The following is a 15736-nucleotide window of genomic DNA, read 5'->3' on the forward strand; positions in this document are numbered from 1 at the left end:
TATAACATCTCGCTCTGAACCTAACAGCAGAACCAAATATATAATGAAGTGACGTATTCTCTATAGCAAGCAATATGTCGCTGAACGAACTGTTGCCAACTGTTAATCAGTTATCTCATCAAGATAAACTTCGATTGATCCACTTTCTTCTCTTGGCAGTTGCCAAAGAAGAAGGGTGCAGCCTAGAACCATCTGGAGAAGCAGACCCGGCAAATTTGCTCCTCCAGCAACTTGCATCCACTGAAGCTGTGGTATGGTCGCCTCAAGCCGATAGTACATCCGTTCAAGCATTGTCAGATATCTTGGTTGCCGCAAGGGAAGCATCCAATGCTTAACGGACAACGTTATTCATTCACCGAACGAATTGATAGTTTTGGGAGATCGGTGATCATGCCGTATATCCCTTTAACTCTCACACTGGGTAATCGCTCTCTAGAAGTGACAGCATTGTTAGACACAGGTGCAAGTGTCAACGTTCTGCCCTACGAGATCGGTCTACAGCTAGGGGCAGTCTGGGAAAATCAAACAGTTTCGATTCCATTGAGTGGAAATTTGGCTCGGAGTGATTCGCGCGGTTTGGTTGTGACAGGTATAATCGCACAGTTTCCTCCGGTTTTACTTGGGTTTGCTTGGACTGAAATGAGGGATATACCTGTAATTCTTGGACACATGAACTTCTTTGCAGAGTTCAATGTGTGTTTTTATCGACATGAGTTGGCTTTTGAAGTTTGCCCGAAGAAAGGATGAAGTTGGTAGGTCACGCAGCCAACAGCCTAACACTATGGTCGATTAGCTAATCTATTGCATTCCTTGTAGTACTTGCTGGATGACATCTGCTGGTACTTGGTCGGTAACTGTGACTACACCAATTTGGGTTGGTAACACAAACCGTACTTTACCTGCTTTGACTTTTTTATCTAGTTGCAGTGCGTCAATAATTGCGGCAATATCTACACCCGCAGGTAATTTTGTGGGTAAACCTGCTTTTTGAACGATCGCATTTTGTCGGTCAGTTTCGGCTTGTTGCCACATACCTAAATTGACAGCAATTTGTCCAGCCGCTACCATACCGATCGCAACTGCTTCGCCATGATTCACTAATCGATAACCAGTCAAACTTTCAATAGCATGACCGATGGTATGTCCATAATTGAGAATTGCCCTGAGTCCGCCTTCTTTCTCATCTTTGCCGACAACATCGGCTTTGGCTTGGCAAGAACGAGTTAATATTTCATTCAACAATTCCGGCTTCATGTACCGGAGTTGATTGAGATGTTTACTGGCTTCCATTTGGGTAAATAATTCTTCATCCCAAATCACACCATACTTGATAACTTCTGCCATACCTGCACGAAACTCACGCACAGGTAAAGTTTTTAATACTTCTGGGTCAACTAAAACTAAACGCGGCTGATGAAATGCGCCAATTAAGTTTTTGCCATTGGGATGATTTACGCCTGTTTTGCCGCCGATAGCAGAGTCTACCATTGCTAATAAAGTGGTAGGTACTTGGACGACGTTAATTCCCCGCAGCCAAGTTGCAGCAGCAAAACCAGTCATGTCACCAATTACGCCTCCCCCCAAAGCAACCATTGTCGAGGAACGTTCTAGGCGATTTTCTAAAGCAACATCGTAGAGTTTTTGAATTGAATTAAGGGTTTTGTAGCGTTCCCCGGCTGGTAAGCAATAACTCGCTACGTTAAATCCTGCGGATTGTAATGATGCGATCGCTCTTTCGCCATAATGTTTAAAAATAGTGGGATTCGATACTACAAGTACTTTCTGCCCTAGCTTGAGATTGGCCAGACTTTGACCAAGTTGATCTAAACTTGCAGGTGCGATCGCAATCTCATAAGACTGCTGCGGTAAATTAACGTTAATGGTAGAAGTCATTGCCCAACCCTAAAAAGCGCCCGTGGGGTTGTATTTTAGCGCAATCTGGGTTGGAAGTATAAAGTCTGAATTATGAAGTCTGAAATTTTATGCTTGAGTCTATTGACCATTAACCCTTGACCATTGACCCTTGACTAATGGTTCAATAGATTTAGTAAAGTATTGTGGAGACACATTAAAATGTTTGCCGTAGTTGCTTACATCGGTTTTTTGGCTTTATTTACTGCGATCGCAGCAGGTTTATTATTCGGTCTACGTTCTGCTAAAATCCTCTAAAAATTAAGGGTATGGGGGTGTAAGGGTAGAACTGAGGCAGAATTCCCTTACATCCTCCTACCCTCTTGAAGTTATCCCACAGCCGCAGGACTAGCCACCTGATTTACTCTTTGGACAGGTGGACGCATTTCTAAGCCCAGCAAATTCAACATTTCCTGGTCAGCATCATAATCTGGACAAGGTGTTGTGACAGTCAGCATTTTATTATCGTCGCTGGAAAAGATAGAATTAGCTCCTGCCATAAAACAAAAAGCTTGCTCAACTTGGGAAAGTCTGGCGCGGCCTGCACTCAAACGCACATCAGAAGTTGGCATGACAATACGTGCTGTTGCAATCATCCGCACTACATCCCAAATCGGGACATCTGGTTGATTTTCTAGGGGTGTACCTTCAACTTGGGAAAGAATGTTAATTGGGACTGACTCTGGATGTGGACTGAGATTTGCCAGAGTGCATAACATCGATACACGGTCTTCCGCAGTTTCGCCCAAGCCCAAGATGCCACCAGAGCATACAGTGACATTAGTTTGACGAACATTATCAATTGTATTGAGGCGATCGCTATAAGTCCTTGTGGTAATAATTGTGCTGTAATAGTCCTCGGAAGTATCTAAATTATGGTTGTAAGCATACAACCCGGCTGTTTCTAATCGCTTGGCTTGGTCGGCTGTCAACATTCCCAAAGTACAGCACACTTCTAAACCCATATCGGTCACTTCTTTGACCATGTCCAACACTGTTTCAAATTGGGAATTATCCCGCACTTCTCGCCAAGCAGCACCCATACAGACACGACTGACACCTTTTTGTTTAGCTGTTTGGGCAATATTGACTACGGTCTCTTTGGAAAGAAGTGCTTGGGGTTTTACTTCTGTTTTGTAATGAGAAGATTGAGCGCAGTAGCCACAATCTTCAGGGCAACCACCTGTTTTAATGGATATCAGTTTACAGACCTGTATCTTTTTGGGGTCATGATATTGGCGATGTACACTAGCAGCTTGATAAACCAGCTCTAGCAATGGCATGTTGTAAATCTGCTGAATCTCTGCTTCCTGCCAATCGTAGCGTATTACCACCGACATTCAATAAATCCTTCTTGTTGACTGGATTGATTAATATCTGTCTTGTTGCTGGATCTGTTGAAGTACTGCTTTCAATCCTAAGGCCGTAGACATTAGACATCAGCTTATCAAGATTTTGCTTGGATGGCAGATGAATACATCAAGAATAGTTGAAGAAGAATTCAAGATTCAGAAGTCAGAATCAGAATAAGCTCTATACCTAAACTTGAGACTGTAAATATACTAAGAACATAGAACCCCGACTTTTAAGAAAGTCGAGGTTATAGAATCTGACAAGTTGAATCGTCCGAGTTAGCTGTAAGGTGAGGCTATCTAATATCTAGAGCCAGAACGTACTTCATTAGGATCGCGGTATGTTGTGGGTTCTTGGCGCTTACGAGCTAAACCTGCTAAACCTGCTAGACCTAGTAAACCTAACCAACCCCAATTGGAATTGCGATCGCCCCTCACATCGCTAGTTCCTTGGTAAGATGTAGTGCCTGTATTGTTGGTTGTGTCTGTACCTGTGCCTGTAGTGCCGGAACCTGTACCATAAGTACCTGTAGTACCTGCACCTGTTCCTGTGGTTCCAGTGCCTGTACCGTCAGTACCTGTAGTACCCGTTCCTGTAGTGCCAGAACCTGTACCGTAAGTACCTGTGGTACCTGCACCTGTTCCTGTGGTTCCAGTGCCTGTACCGTCAGCACCTGTAGTACCCGTTCCTGTAGTGCCAGAACCTGTACCGTAAGTACCTGTGGTTCCAGTACCAGTACCGTCAGTACCTGTAGTACCCGTTCCTGTAGTTCCAGAACCTGTACCGTAAGTGCCTGTAGTACCCGTTCCTGTAGTGCCGGAACCTGTACCGTAAGTACCTGTGGTTCCAGTGCCAGTACCGTCAGTACCTGTAGTACCCGTTCCTGTGGTTCCGGTACCTGTACCGTAAGTGCCTGTAGTACTTGTACCTGTTCCTGTGGTTCCGGTGCCACTAGTGCCTGTACTAGTTCCAGTTCCGCTACTTCCTGAACTACCTGTACCACTACCTCCTGTTTGAGCATAAATAGGAGTAGATAGTGCAACGACACAACTTACAGCGAATAAACTCACTAAAACAGACTTGGGCAAATTAAGAGATTTCATGCTTTTAATTCCTTGTTGTCTCTAAATATTCTTGTTTGTTAGCTTTCACAAATCCTAGGTATTGCTTAATTTTGTAAATCTACAATGATGCTAAATATGTAAAAATAGCACTTATTTTCATCAGCCATAAACTAGTTGTATTCCCAGGAATAAAGTACCTTAAAACTATCTTTCTGATTTTTAATTCATGCAAATCAAACTATCAAAGTTTGGGTGATAAACATTATTTTGTTTCTTTTGGAAAACGTCAGTTATTTATGAGTATTTTGTAATTGGCTTCTCCAAAAATAATGTCAAACTATATAATGCTGTGGAATAATTAAATTGTTGCAAAGGAGTAACTCACTAACCTCTTTCTTGAGGTATAAGTTGAAATTACTAAAATAACCACAAAATGGGGGATTAAATTTTTAATTCCCTTACTCAAATTGACTAACCAATTTATTCAATATTTTGAATTTATTAACAAGATTTTTGTCAGTTATCTCAGTTCAGCTATTCATACTGAGCGATTAGTTTTAATTCTTCTTTGATAGATAAAGGTTGATATCCTAAACTGAAGGCTTTAGAACTATCTAAAGAAACATCTGTTGGTCTGGGTGCGGACATTTTTACATCTTGTTGTCTACAGATTTTTATGCCTGTGGAGGGTAGTTTGAAAACTTCCACTAATAGCTGTCCAAAGTCATAACGTGAAATCCTCTCTTTCCCTCCTAGGTGAATGATTCCATTTACTTTTTGTAAAGCTAACAATAAGCCTTTAGCGGCTGTGCTACCACTGGCTGGTGTACGGAATTCATCAATAAATAAATTTAATTCTTTTTCTTCCTTTAAAGTTTTAATAAATGGTTGAATAAAACTTTGTGCTGTGGGTGTGGCGATACCAAACAGTAAGGGCATTCGGCAAACTGCGGTCATGGGATGTCGCTCTAACATGCCCATTTCAGCCATGACTTTTTGTTCACCATAAATATTGATGGGGCATACTGGTGAAGCTTCATGATAAGGAGCATTTAAGCCATTAAAGACTTGATCTGTTGATGTAAATGCACAAGGAATCGAGTAATCTGCACATAGTCCAGCTATGTTGCAAGATGCGGTGACATTGATGAGGTGTGATTCTTGAGGATGAATTTGGCAAAAATTAGGTTGTGAGTGGGCTGCTGTATGAATAACTGCGTCTGGATGAATTGTTATAAATAGTTGTTTTAATTCTTGAAAGTCTGTTAAATCGACTTTCACCATTTTGATTCCCGGAATCTCTAGCAAATGAGAATGATAAGCTCCATAAACTTCCCATTCTTGTTTTGCTAGTTGGCAAAGATGCCATCCTAAAAAGCCACTGGCTCCGGTAATCAATAACTTTTTCATATATGATTTTTGATTGCAGGCAGCAAAGCAATGCAGAGATTAGATTTAGTTCATCCAAATCATACCCTGTAACTTGCAACAGCGAACAGATAAAAGCTTATACAGAATGGTTAACAAAATCTGCTATTGGATTAATTTTTGAAATCTTTGATCACTACGTACTTTCTTAAAATCTGGGTCGGTTTTCGCTAATTGTTGGTATTTTTCTGGCACGAGGCGAATGGCGAATTTTAAGTTTGCAACTGCTAAGTCTACTTTGCTTTGTAAGGCATAATTACAAGCTCTATTGTAATAGGCTTCTGGCTTGTTTGGATTGATAGCGATCGCTTGATCATAAGATGCTAGAGCCTCTGGATAACGTTGTAATTTTGTCAAGGCGATGCCTCGATTAATCCAGGCTTCTTGTTTATTTGGTTTAATGGCGATCGCTTGATCATAAGCTGCAACTGCGGCTGTATAACTTTCCAACGATGCTAAAGCATTCCCTCGGTTGTACCAAGCTTCATCTTTATCAGATTTGATAGCGATCGCCTTATCATAAGATGCTAGTGCGTCTGTATGTTTTTGCAACTTTGTTAAAGCGATACCTCTGTTAATCCAAGTATCTGCACTATCTGGGTTGAGAGCGATCGCTTTATCATAAATTGCTATAGCATCTTGGTATTTTTGTGCATCTAATAATTTATTGCCCTGATGAAATAAATCTTCTGCCTTTTGACTTGTATTTGCTTCTGTCAGCAACTGAGAAACATTAATTTCTTGTACCACTTGCTGAGTATTTTTGATTGATGATTGGGCTTTGCTATCGCAACCAGATATCAAGCAAACAATTAAGCCAGAGGCAGCTATGCAGCGCCAAAAGACCATGCTGTACCTACAGAACTCTAGATTTGATGTTAAATCATTTTGACAATTCTTAATAGTATCATAAAAGACTGTTGTTTTTTACTTAATTTGCTTATCTGGGCAATTACTAAATTTTGCCATTCACTAACACTAATAAATTAAATACAAGTTTGACCTTGACTGTGCAGGAGTTTTAGCTGATTTTAAACTCAATTAATTTCAGTAAAATCCACAAGAATATAACGCAGTCTTATTTCATATCTGAACAAAAAAAGAGACAAGAAAGATTAAGTAAAGATCAGGGAGACAAGGTGGACAAGGGAGACACGGAAGCAATCTTTCTACCTTGTCTACCCCCTCTCCCTTGTCTAATCCGACTCAGCACTCAGCACTCCTGAATTGAGACAGCCTCCCTTCTCACCCATTTAGGTGAAGGCGGTTAAAATTACTAAAGAGTAGTATTAAGGAACGTTAATTAATCTCTGTCCGCTTTTTTCAATAGCGATTCCCCAGGCTCAAAGTATAGATTAGACCGTGATTATGAACACTTACATAGAAGTTCCCGTGATTGGTAAAGTTTATCACCCATATCGCTGGCTAATTGGGTTGATAGCCACGGGTGCTGTTGTGGCGGGTGTTGCGACGACGGTTAATATGGTGAATCGGGGAGCTGGTCAACAAGATATTACACAACTAACTGTACCTGTAGAAGCAAAAAATGTAACTTTAAAAATTACAGCCAGTGGTAAGGTTGTGCCTGTGCAGAGTGTGAATATCAGTCCGAAAAATCCTGGGGTGCTGGCAGAATTATATGTGGAACAAGGCGATCGCGTACAGCAAAATCAAGTTATCGCCCGAATGGATGTCGGTGATTTACAAGCCCAGATTCTGCAATATCGCGCCAACTTAGCCCAAGCTCAAGCGCAGTTAGATGAAGCTTTAGCCGGGAATCGTCCCCAAGAAATTTCTCAAGCCAGGGCGCGGTTGCGACAAGCCGAAGCCCAATTAGCCCAAGCGCGTGCTGGGAATCGTCCCCAAGAAATTTCTCAAGTGCAAGCCCAAGTAGATGCAGCCCAAGCCAGGGTAAATTACACTACTGAACAAGTTAAACGTTACCAATATCTTTACCAACAAGGGGCAGAAAAAAAGCAATTATTAGATCAAGCCGTGAGTGATGATAAATCTGCTAAAGCTAATTTAGAAGAAGCACGTCGGCGGTTATCACTGATGGAAAGTGGTTCTCGCAGTGAAGAAATTGACTTGAAAGAAGCTGCTGTCACTGAAGCCAGAGCCGCTTTAGTTTTATTAGAAAATGGTACACGTAAAGAAGAAATTGCCCAACGCCAAGCCGCCGTCAAAGCCGCCCAAGCACAGTTAGCGGCTGCTAACGTCAAAATGGAAGAAACTGTGATTCGCGCCCCATTTGCGGGGATTGTGACGCAAAAATATGCCAACATCGGTGCATTTGTAACACCAACTACCTCTGCTTCTAGCAGTGCATCAGCAACTTCTAGTTCGATTGTGGCGGTTGCTAAAGGGTTGGAAGTATTAGCACAAATCCCCGAAGCCGATATTGGGCGAGTGAAAGTGGGACAAGAAGTCGAAATTGTGGCGGATGCTTATCCTGATCAAGTATTTAAAGGTAATGTACGCTTGATTGCACCAGAAGCAGTGGTGGAACAAGGTGTGACATCGTTTCAGGTGCGGGTAGCTTTGGATACAGGCACAGATAAACTGCGTTCTGGGTTAAATGTCGATTTAACTTTTTTGGGCGATCGCGTCAGCAACACCTTAGTATTACCCACAGTAGCCATTGTCACCGAAAAAGGTAAAACTGGTGTTCTGGTTCCCGATGCCAAAAATCAACCCCAGTTCCGGGAAATCACCACAGGCGCACAAATTCAAGACCAAACTCAAGTTTTGTCAGGAGTAGAAGCAGGCGATCGCGTGTTTGTTGACTTACCCAAGGACTATAAAATCAAGAAGGCGCAAGAGCAGCAGAATTAAGATGGCAGGGGGGCAGGGAGACAAGGGAGATAGGGGGGACACGGGGGACAAGGGGGACAAGGAAGCAATCTTTCTCTTTCTACCTTGTCTACCCCTTTTACCTTGTCTACCCCCTCTCAGCACTCAGCACTCAGCACTCATTTAATATAACTAAGCACTTTCTACTTACTTATGAACTTTTTAGAAAGCGTACAAATGGCAGGTAAAACTCTGCTGTCGAATAAGTTGCGTAGCGCCCTGACCATGTTGGGTATAGTAATTGGTAACGCTTCGGTAATTGCCATGATTGGCATTGGGGAAGGCGGACAGAGATACATTGCCAAACAATTAGAATCTTTGGGGCCGAATGTGTTGTTTGTCATTCCTGGGAATCAAGAAACCGAGCGGATTTCCCGTGATACCCCAAAAACTTTAGTTTTAGAAGATGCTAAAGCGATCGCTACTCAAGTCCCCACCATAGCAGATGTAACGGCGGAGTTAAATAGTCGCCAGGTGGTGACAGTAGGGAATAAAAACACCGATGTCAATATTATTGGTACAACTCCCAGCTTTTTGACAGTGCGCGACTTTACTACCGACAAAGGGCGATTCTTTTCGGAAGTGGATATGAAACGCAGTAACCAAGTGGTGGTGCTGGGGGCAAAATTAGCCCAAAGACTTTTTGCTACTAGTAACCCGGTGGGACAGCAGTTACGCATTAATAATACGAGCTTTCGGGTGATTGGAGTATTAGTTGCCAAAGGTTCTAATTTGGGTGTGGATTATGATGATGCGGCTTTAATCCCGGTAATTACAATGGCTAACCGTATAGTCGGACGTACTTCTCCTTATGGATTAGAGTTAAGTTATGTTGTCGCCTCAGCTAAAAACGCCGATAGTGTAGATGCAGCCGTTTTTCAAATTACCAATTTGCTGCGCCAACGCCACAAAATCATCGGTGAAGATGACTTTACTATCCGCACCCAAAAAGACGCTTTGCAAACTGTCGGACAAATCACAGGTGCATTAACAATTATGCTGGCGGCGATCGCGGGTATTTCTCTATTCGTTGGCGGTATCGGTATCATGAATATTATGCTGGTTTCCGTCACCGAGCGTACCCAAGAAATCGGACTCAGAAAAGCAATTGGCGCAACCGAACAAGATATATTACTCCAGTTCATGATTGAAGCTGTGATTGTGTCAGCAATTGGCGGTTTATTGGGAACTGCCGTTGGGGTGAGTGGAATTATGATTGTTGCCAGTCTGACACCCCTAGAAGCAGGTATTTCTCCTGTAGCTATTACTACCGCCGTTGGTGTTTCTGGTGCAATCGGTTTATTCTTTGGTGTCGTTCCCGCCCGCCGCGCGGCTAAACTAGACCCGATTGTGGCATTGCGGAGTGCTTAGGAAGTGCTGAGTGCTGAGAGGGGGTAGACAAGGGAGAGGGGGTAGACAAGGTAGAGAGGGGAGACAAGGTAGAGGGGGTAGGCAAGGTAGAAATATTGCTCCCTTGTCCCCCTTGTCCCCCTTGTCCCCCTTGTCGCCTTCCCTCACTTCCGCCGAATCAGTTTAGCGATCGCAATTGCTAAGTCAACGGGATCAACGGGTTTGGGAATATGTCGTTGAAAACCTGCCGCCATTGCTTGTTTGTAGTCGATTTCTCCAGCATAGGCGGTGAGGGCAATGGCTGGGATTTGTCCGCCTTGATCTGGGGGTAATTGCCTCAATTGGCGCAGCAACATATACCCATCCATGATCGGCATTCCAATATCACTTAATAAAATATCTGGCTGTAATTGGGCTAGGGCTGCTAATGCTTCTGCGGCGGAGGCGACTGCTGTCACTTCTGCCCCATACTGTTCTAAGGCAAAACTGAAAAACTCCAAAACATCCGCTTGATCATCCACAAATAAAATTCGCACTCCCGCCAATAATGAATCTTGGGTTGCCAAGTCCATCTGTGCAGTCTCAGCATCCCGTAAAGTGGCATCGGCACTTTTATGCAGAGGTAGCCGCACAGTAAAAGTTGCCCCTTGTCCTTCACCTGGACTTTCTGCCCAGACTATACCACCGTGGAGTTCTACCAAATGGCGGACAATTGCCAGTCCTAATCCCAACCCACCAAAGACTCTGGTGGTTTTGCCATCGGCTTGGCGGAAGTATTCAAAGACGTAGGGTAAAAATTCTGGTGTGATGCCTTTACCATTATCAATGACTTGAATTTGCGCCTCCATCCCGACTTGCTCTAACCGCAATTCTACTCGTCCGGCTGACGGTGTGAATTTTACAGCATTGGATACCAAATTCCAAACAATTTGTTGCAAGCGATCGCCATCACCCATCACCTCAACGTTATGCTGGGGAAGAGAAGTTTGCAGTTGAATAGACTTGGCTTCGGCGGCTAAACGCACTGTTTCTAAGGCGGCAGTGATTGTGCTATTTAAATCTACGGTGCGGATATGCAGACTTAACTTACCCCGCAAAATCCGCGATACATCTAATAAATCTTCAATCAGTTGGGCTTGTAACTTGGCGTTGCGTTCAATGGTTTCCAAAGCCCGAACTATTGTGGCTTCGTCGTTTCTGCGGGTGCGGAGTAATTTTGCCCAGCCCAAAATCGGGTTGAGGGGAGTTCGTAGTTCATGGGAAAGCACCGCCAAAAATTCATCTTTGATGCGGTTGGCGGTTTCGGCTTCGGAACGGGCAAGGCGTTCGGCTTCGTAGAGTTGAGCGCGGGCGATCGCTTGACCACATTGCTGCCCCAATGTCAACATAAATCCTTGATCGGCTTCCGAAAAAATTTGGGTAGTGGCAAAACTCCACCCTAATGCCCCAATCACTTGTTTCTCTACAATCAAGGGAATAGAAGCAAAGCCTGAATTTCCAGTCACTGATGACAACTCGGCTAAATGGGGATAATTAGCTGCTAAAGCGGCTGGACTTTCGAGAAAAATTGCTTTGCCTGTTCGCACGGTTTCCGCTAGAGGTACAGCCGCCGTCACCGGAAAAGTTTTCCACCCATTCAGCACTGATTCGGGATAGCCAGTGGCTTGCACTACTTTCAAATAACTGCCATGTTCCACTAACAAACTCACAGAACCCCCACTTGCGCCTAAAGCTGCAATTCCCTGATTCACCACCACATCAGCTACTTGTTGCGGGGTGATAGCTTCAGAAAGGGCTGCGGTGATTTTTTGTAAACGCACAGTACGACTGACTGCTAACTCGGCGGCTTGTTTTGCTTGCTGGGTTTTTTGGTAAAGTTTAGCGTTATCAATCGCCGCCGCCACTCTATGGGCTAAATCTTCTGCTAATGCCAAATCTGCGGCATTATAAGCACAACTGGATGCGCCTCTTGCTAAAGAAATTACACCAAATATTTGCCCGCGCAAATGTAGGGGAATAATAATCAAAGAACTTATACCCAGGCTTTGGAGTAATTGTAGATGTTCTGCGTCTTCAGCGAGTTGGGGAAGAAGTTGGGATGGAAATTCAGGATAAAAAACTGATGCGCCGCGTAATAAGGTTTCTCGAAATGGGTTGTTGTCTTCGTATTTGGGCGGATAACGTCGGCGCAGTTCTGAGAGGATTTCTTGTTTAGCCGGAATCGTTGCCACCATTGCGATTTGTTGAATCGTATAATCTTCGCCCAGTACATCAAAAACGCACCAATCAGCTAAAGTAGGCACTACCAAATTAGCTACATTATGGAGAGTGACTTGATAATCTAGAGAGGCGGCTAGTAAGCTACTGGCTTCGACTAAAAAGTTTTGTGCTAGTTCGGCTTGTTTACGTTCGCTAATATCTTCGATAATGCCGACTGCATACTTGGCTTGTCCATGAATATCCCAAACAGCAGAAGAAGTCAGATTTACCCAAACTGGGGAACCATCTTTGCGAATGTAGCGTTTCTCTAAGGAATAAAAGTTAATGTCCTTTGCTAACACCCTCCTAGCTTGTTCCCAATCAACTGTCACATCATCAGGGTGGGTGATATCTTGAAAGTTCATTTGCATTAATTCGGCTGGGCTGTAACCGGTAATATCACACAACGCCGGATTTACTTGCAAAAATTTGCCATTCAAACCTACCAAAGCAATACCCACTGCGGCTTGGTTGAACATAGCGCGGAATCTCGATTCACTTTCACGCAAAGCAATTTCGGCAACTTTGGTAGCTGTGACATCCGAGAAAATAATCCCAATCCCTACAGTTTCATTGAAACTATTGCGGACTGGATAATAGTTACCTAGCCAATAACTATAAATTCCTGGTTTTCCTGGTACTTCCCCGCTAATTTCCACATTCAGCAGGGGTTCACCAGTTTCTAACACCTGTTGTAATTGCGCTTCAAATTGCGTTGCCATTGTGGGGAACATCTCGCTAAATTTCCGCCCCAGATGGGCTTCCACAGGGAAACCGTTAATGTCAGCTAAAACTTGATTAATTCGGATATAACGCAGTTCTTGGTCTAAAAAGCAAACAGCCACAGGTGCGCCCGCTAACAGTGCATCTAACAGTGCTAGAGATTCAGCATAATTAATTAACGCTTGATGATTATCTCGATAAAGTTGGGCATTTTCCACTGCTAAGGCAGCACGATAAGCGACATCTGTGGCTAAGTTTAAATCAGTTTCATCGTAACAACGATTTGATTGGGCGATCGCAAAGGTAATACAACCCAAAACTCGCTTGTGGGCGATTAACGGCACCACCATTGCCGACTTCGCCCCTAGCTGGCGGATAATTTCTAAATGTTCGGCGTTTTGCGTTGAAGCAACTAACATCTGATCAGTGACTTGAGCGATTAATTCTGGTTTGCCTGTTTGCAGTACTCTAGCGATCGGATGTGTACCTGACAAATTCGGCACATACTTTTGGAGTTTTTGCGCTAACTCAGCCTGAGAAGGATTTGCATAAGCCACAGGTAAACGCCGTAGTGAACCATCATCCGTCAAAATCTCCACACTACACCAGTCAGCTAATTGTGGTACAGAGATTTTGGCAATTTGCTGTAAGGTTTCCTCATAATCTAATGATGTAGACAGTAAACTACTAATTTCCGCAATATAAAGCAGTTGCTCTTCTGCTTGCTTACGTTCTTTAATATCAATAACAAAAAAAGCACCTCTGTCTGAAGTTCCTTCAAAATGACTGCAACCGATTAACACAGGTAAGCGAGTACCATCTTTGCGGATATACTCTTTTTCATAAGGAATAGAAAAGGAACTGTGTTGAAGTTGTATTAGTGCTTGTTCATCTAGTGGGAGATACTCAGCAGGTGTCAAATTTCGCCAGTCCAATTCTCCATTAACTAAATCTTCGCGGCTGTAACCCAACATATTCAGCAACGCATCATTAGCATCTGTGATTTTGCCATCTCTTTCCCAAAAGCCAATCCCAATCATATTGGACTCAACCACGCTGCGAAACTTAGCCTCGCTGTCTCGCAATGCTTGTTCAGCTTGTTTGATTGGTGTAATTTCAACACCAGTCACTCCCACGCCCAGCAACTTTCCATCAGGTAAGCTAACGGGATAGTAGCTGACTAAACTTTGCCGATATACTCCAGGGGGATAAGTTTCACCGCTCACTTCTTGGTTAAGTAATGGTTGGCGCGTTTGCATTACTTGATGAAAAACAGGCTCTAATTGCCCCGCCCATTCCGGTAAGATTTCTTGTAGAGTGCGGCCAATATGTTGACTGAGCGGTACACCATTAATAGCTGCTAGAGCTTCGTTAGCATACACATAGCGTAATTCAGGATCAAGAAATGCCAATGCTACAGGGGAACTAGTTAACCAAGTATTCAGTAAAGCTAAAGATTCTTCTTTTTGTTGCAGGGCTTGTTGAAGTGTGCTTTGTAACTTGGCTTTTTCAATTTCTGTTTGCTTACGTTCTGTAATGTTAACGCCTACACAAGTAACACCACCTTCGCCACCTTTGAGGGGTTCCACCAGCAAATCATAATAAATAACTTCTCCTCGGAGATTTATACACACTTCTTCACGGGTGGAATTACCTTGTTCTACCGCTCGGCGTTTAATTGTGGTTAATTGTTGTGCTATTGTCGGCGGAAACAATTCATAATCCGTTCTACCTAACACTGCTGCAACTGTGTCTATACCCTGAAGATTATGCACCCACTGATAACGAAAATCTCTGTCTTGCTGAAACACTACAATATCTGAATTACTCAAGGCGAGGCGAAATCTTTCCTCACTAATTTGAAGTTTCTGGAGATTAATTTCTGCTTTACGTTTCGCGTGCCTTAATTCTTCAGCTAGAAAACTAAATAGTAATCCCTGTGCCGCAAACAACAGTATCTTTACACCATTGGATAAACTTAACCCAACTGTGTAATGTTCGGAGAGAAAAAAGTAATCGCTCAATATTGCCGACAAGAAGGTTGCTAAAAGTCCTGATTTCAAACCACCATACCAAGCACTCACCATGACAGCACTAAAAAATAGTAGGAATGGTGTTCCCTTCATGTCTAAAATAGGGTCAAGCAAGAGCATCATTACTAGTGCTGTGGCGACAATTACCACCACAAAGCCATAACGTAGTAACTGCGAATAATAAATGTAGGGCATGAAAACAATTGCAAACAACCAACACTTGTGGCGGGAGCTATACATACCCTAAGCTAGTTTGCAATTTTTGGACATTTATCTAGAGATAGATCCTTTATTTAGATGAAAAAATATCTTTTGCTAGTAGCTAATTTCTTAAAAATATTGTATGTGTATCTAAATATAAGTTTAGTATTATAATATTTTATTTACACTTATTTAGTAATTTTAAACAAACTCATTATTCTACATTTATCTTAAAGTATCCAGTGATCCTGTCAAAGTCTAAAGAGAATGCTTGCTTGCTATAGAATAAAAAATCTTGCTTGAGAAAAAATGAAGTTGTTACTGATTTTTGATTATCTAATTCTAAATAAGTCATATTCTGAGATATTTTTTCCTATTTTTAATGCCTGAGAAATGATTTATCAAGTAAATCTAAAATTGTCGTAACTGTCAAATTCCAAATATTCCATAAAAATCACTCTTTTGCTTTGGGCATCCTGTCCGCACTGGAGGGACTAGAAACCAATCCCAAAAGACAGTTACAATGAAACATTTTAATCGAGACAGCCAATAAGGTGCATT

The 15736-nt window shown here is 42.7% G+C and carries 11 protein-coding genes; 5 read left to right on the top strand and 6 right to left on the bottom strand.

What is annotated here, in order from left to right:
* The first annotated feature begins 74 nt into the window (after window positions 1-74).
* Complete coding sequence (locus H6G75_RS22340; RefSeq protein WP_190982178.1) at window positions 75-335, top strand: hypothetical protein; 261 nt, start codon at window positions 75-77, stop codon at window positions 333-335.
* Entirely contained in the window at window positions 328-747 is a 420-nt protein-coding gene (locus H6G75_RS22345) for a hypothetical protein (RefSeq protein ID WP_190982179.1), read from the top strand. The genes H6G75_RS22340 and H6G75_RS22345 overlap by 8 nt, the downstream gene beginning before the upstream one ends.
* Before the next feature lie 51 nt (window positions 748-798).
* Here H6G75_RS22345 and aroB read toward each other — a convergent pair whose 3' ends face one another.
* Entirely contained in the window at window positions 799-1893 is a 1095-nt protein-coding gene (gene aroB, locus H6G75_RS22350) for a 3-dehydroquinate synthase (RefSeq protein WP_190982180.1), read from the bottom strand.
* A gap of 180 nt (window positions 1894-2073) precedes the next feature.
* Here aroB and petL point away from each other — a divergent pair, with 180 nt between their 5' ends.
* Entirely contained in the window at window positions 2074-2169 is a 96-nt protein-coding gene (petL, locus tag H6G75_RS22355; protein ID WP_062295558.1) for a cytochrome b6-f complex subunit PetL, read from the top strand.
* A gap of 71 nt (window positions 2170-2240) precedes the next feature.
* Here petL and bioB read toward each other — a convergent pair whose 3' ends face one another.
* From bioB to H6G75_RS22375, 4 genes are all read right to left on the bottom strand, one after another.
* On the bottom strand, window positions 2241-3251 hold the full coding sequence (gene bioB / locus H6G75_RS22360; protein WP_190982181.1) for a biotin synthase BioB: 1011 nt from the start codon (window positions 3249-3251) through the stop codon (window positions 2241-2243).
* Window positions 3252-3563: 312 nt separating this feature from the next.
* Complete coding sequence (locus tag H6G75_RS22365; RefSeq protein ID WP_190982182.1) at window positions 3564-4367, bottom strand: WGxxGxxG-CTERM domain-containing protein; 804 nt, start codon at window positions 4365-4367, stop codon at window positions 3564-3566.
* Window positions 4368-4862: 495 nt separating this feature from the next.
* A complete protein-coding gene (locus H6G75_RS22370; protein WP_190982183.1) occupies window positions 4863-5738 on the bottom strand; it encodes an NAD(P)-dependent oxidoreductase in 876 nt (291 codons plus the stop codon).
* A gap of 123 nt (window positions 5739-5861) precedes the next feature.
* Window positions 5862-6605 (bottom strand): tetratricopeptide repeat protein, encoded by a 744-nt coding sequence (locus H6G75_RS22375; RefSeq protein ID WP_190982184.1) that lies wholly within the window; start codon window positions 6603-6605, stop codon window positions 5862-5864.
* A gap of 519 nt (window positions 6606-7124) precedes the next feature.
* Between H6G75_RS22375 and H6G75_RS22380 the strand changes: the two genes are divergently transcribed.
* Together H6G75_RS22380 and H6G75_RS22385 are read left to right on the top strand one after the other, a co-directional pair.
* A complete protein-coding gene (locus H6G75_RS22380; RefSeq protein ID WP_190982185.1) occupies window positions 7125-8591 on the top strand; it encodes an efflux RND transporter periplasmic adaptor subunit in 1467 nt (488 codons plus the stop codon).
* Window positions 8592-8762: 171 nt separating this feature from the next.
* Window positions 8763-9980, top strand: a complete 1218-nt coding sequence (locus tag H6G75_RS22385; RefSeq protein ID WP_190982186.1) for an ABC transporter permease — start codon at window positions 8763-8765, stop codon at window positions 9978-9980.
* Between the two features lie 143 nt (window positions 9981-10123).
* Here the strand turns inward: H6G75_RS22385 and H6G75_RS22390 are convergent, their stop codons facing one another.
* Entirely contained in the window at window positions 10124-15169 is a 5046-nt protein-coding gene (locus H6G75_RS22390) for a PAS domain S-box protein (RefSeq protein ID WP_190982187.1), read from the bottom strand.
* Window positions 15170-15736: the final 567 nt, after the last annotated feature.

This window comes from Nostoc sp. FACHB-280 (assembly GCF_014697615.1).
Lineage (GTDB): Bacteria > Cyanobacteriota > Cyanobacteriia > Cyanobacteriales > Nostocaceae > Nostoc_B.

Bases quoted from the DNA above. Each gene is read 5' to 3' on its own strand.
- H6G75_RS22340 (WP_190982178.1), top strand. From the start codon at position 75: ATGTCGCTGAACGAACTGTTGCCAACTGTTAATCAGTTATCTCATCAA.
- H6G75_RS22345 (WP_190982179.1), top strand. From the start codon at position 328: ATGCTTAACGGACAACGTTATTCATTCACCGAACGAATTGATAGTTTT.
- aroB (WP_190982180.1), bottom strand. From the start codon at position 1,893: ATGACTTCTACCATTAACGTTAATTTACCGCAGCAGTCTTATGAGATT.
- petL (WP_062295558.1), top strand. From the start codon at position 2,074: ATGTTTGCCGTAGTTGCTTACATCGGTTTTTTGGCTTTATTTACTGCG.
- bioB (WP_190982181.1), bottom strand. From the start codon at position 3,251: ATGTCGGTGGTAATACGCTACGATTGGCAGGAAGCAGAGATTCAGCAG.
- H6G75_RS22365 (WP_190982182.1), bottom strand. From the start codon at position 4,367: ATGAAATCTCTTAATTTGCCCAAGTCTGTTTTAGTGAGTTTATTCGCT.
- H6G75_RS22370 (WP_190982183.1), bottom strand. From the start codon at position 5,738: ATGAAAAAGTTATTGATTACCGGAGCCAGTGGCTTTTTAGGATGGCAT.
- H6G75_RS22375 (WP_190982184.1), bottom strand. From the start codon at position 6,605: ATGGTCTTTTGGCGCTGCATAGCTGCCTCTGGCTTAATTGTTTGCTTG.
- H6G75_RS22380 (WP_190982185.1), top strand. From the start codon at position 7,125: ATGAACACTTACATAGAAGTTCCCGTGATTGGTAAAGTTTATCACCCA.
- H6G75_RS22385 (WP_190982186.1), top strand. From the start codon at position 8,763: ATGAACTTTTTAGAAAGCGTACAAATGGCAGGTAAAACTCTGCTGTCG.
- H6G75_RS22390 (WP_190982187.1), bottom strand. From the start codon at position 15,169: ATGCCCTACATTTATTATTCGCAGTTACTACGTTATGGCTTTGTGGTG.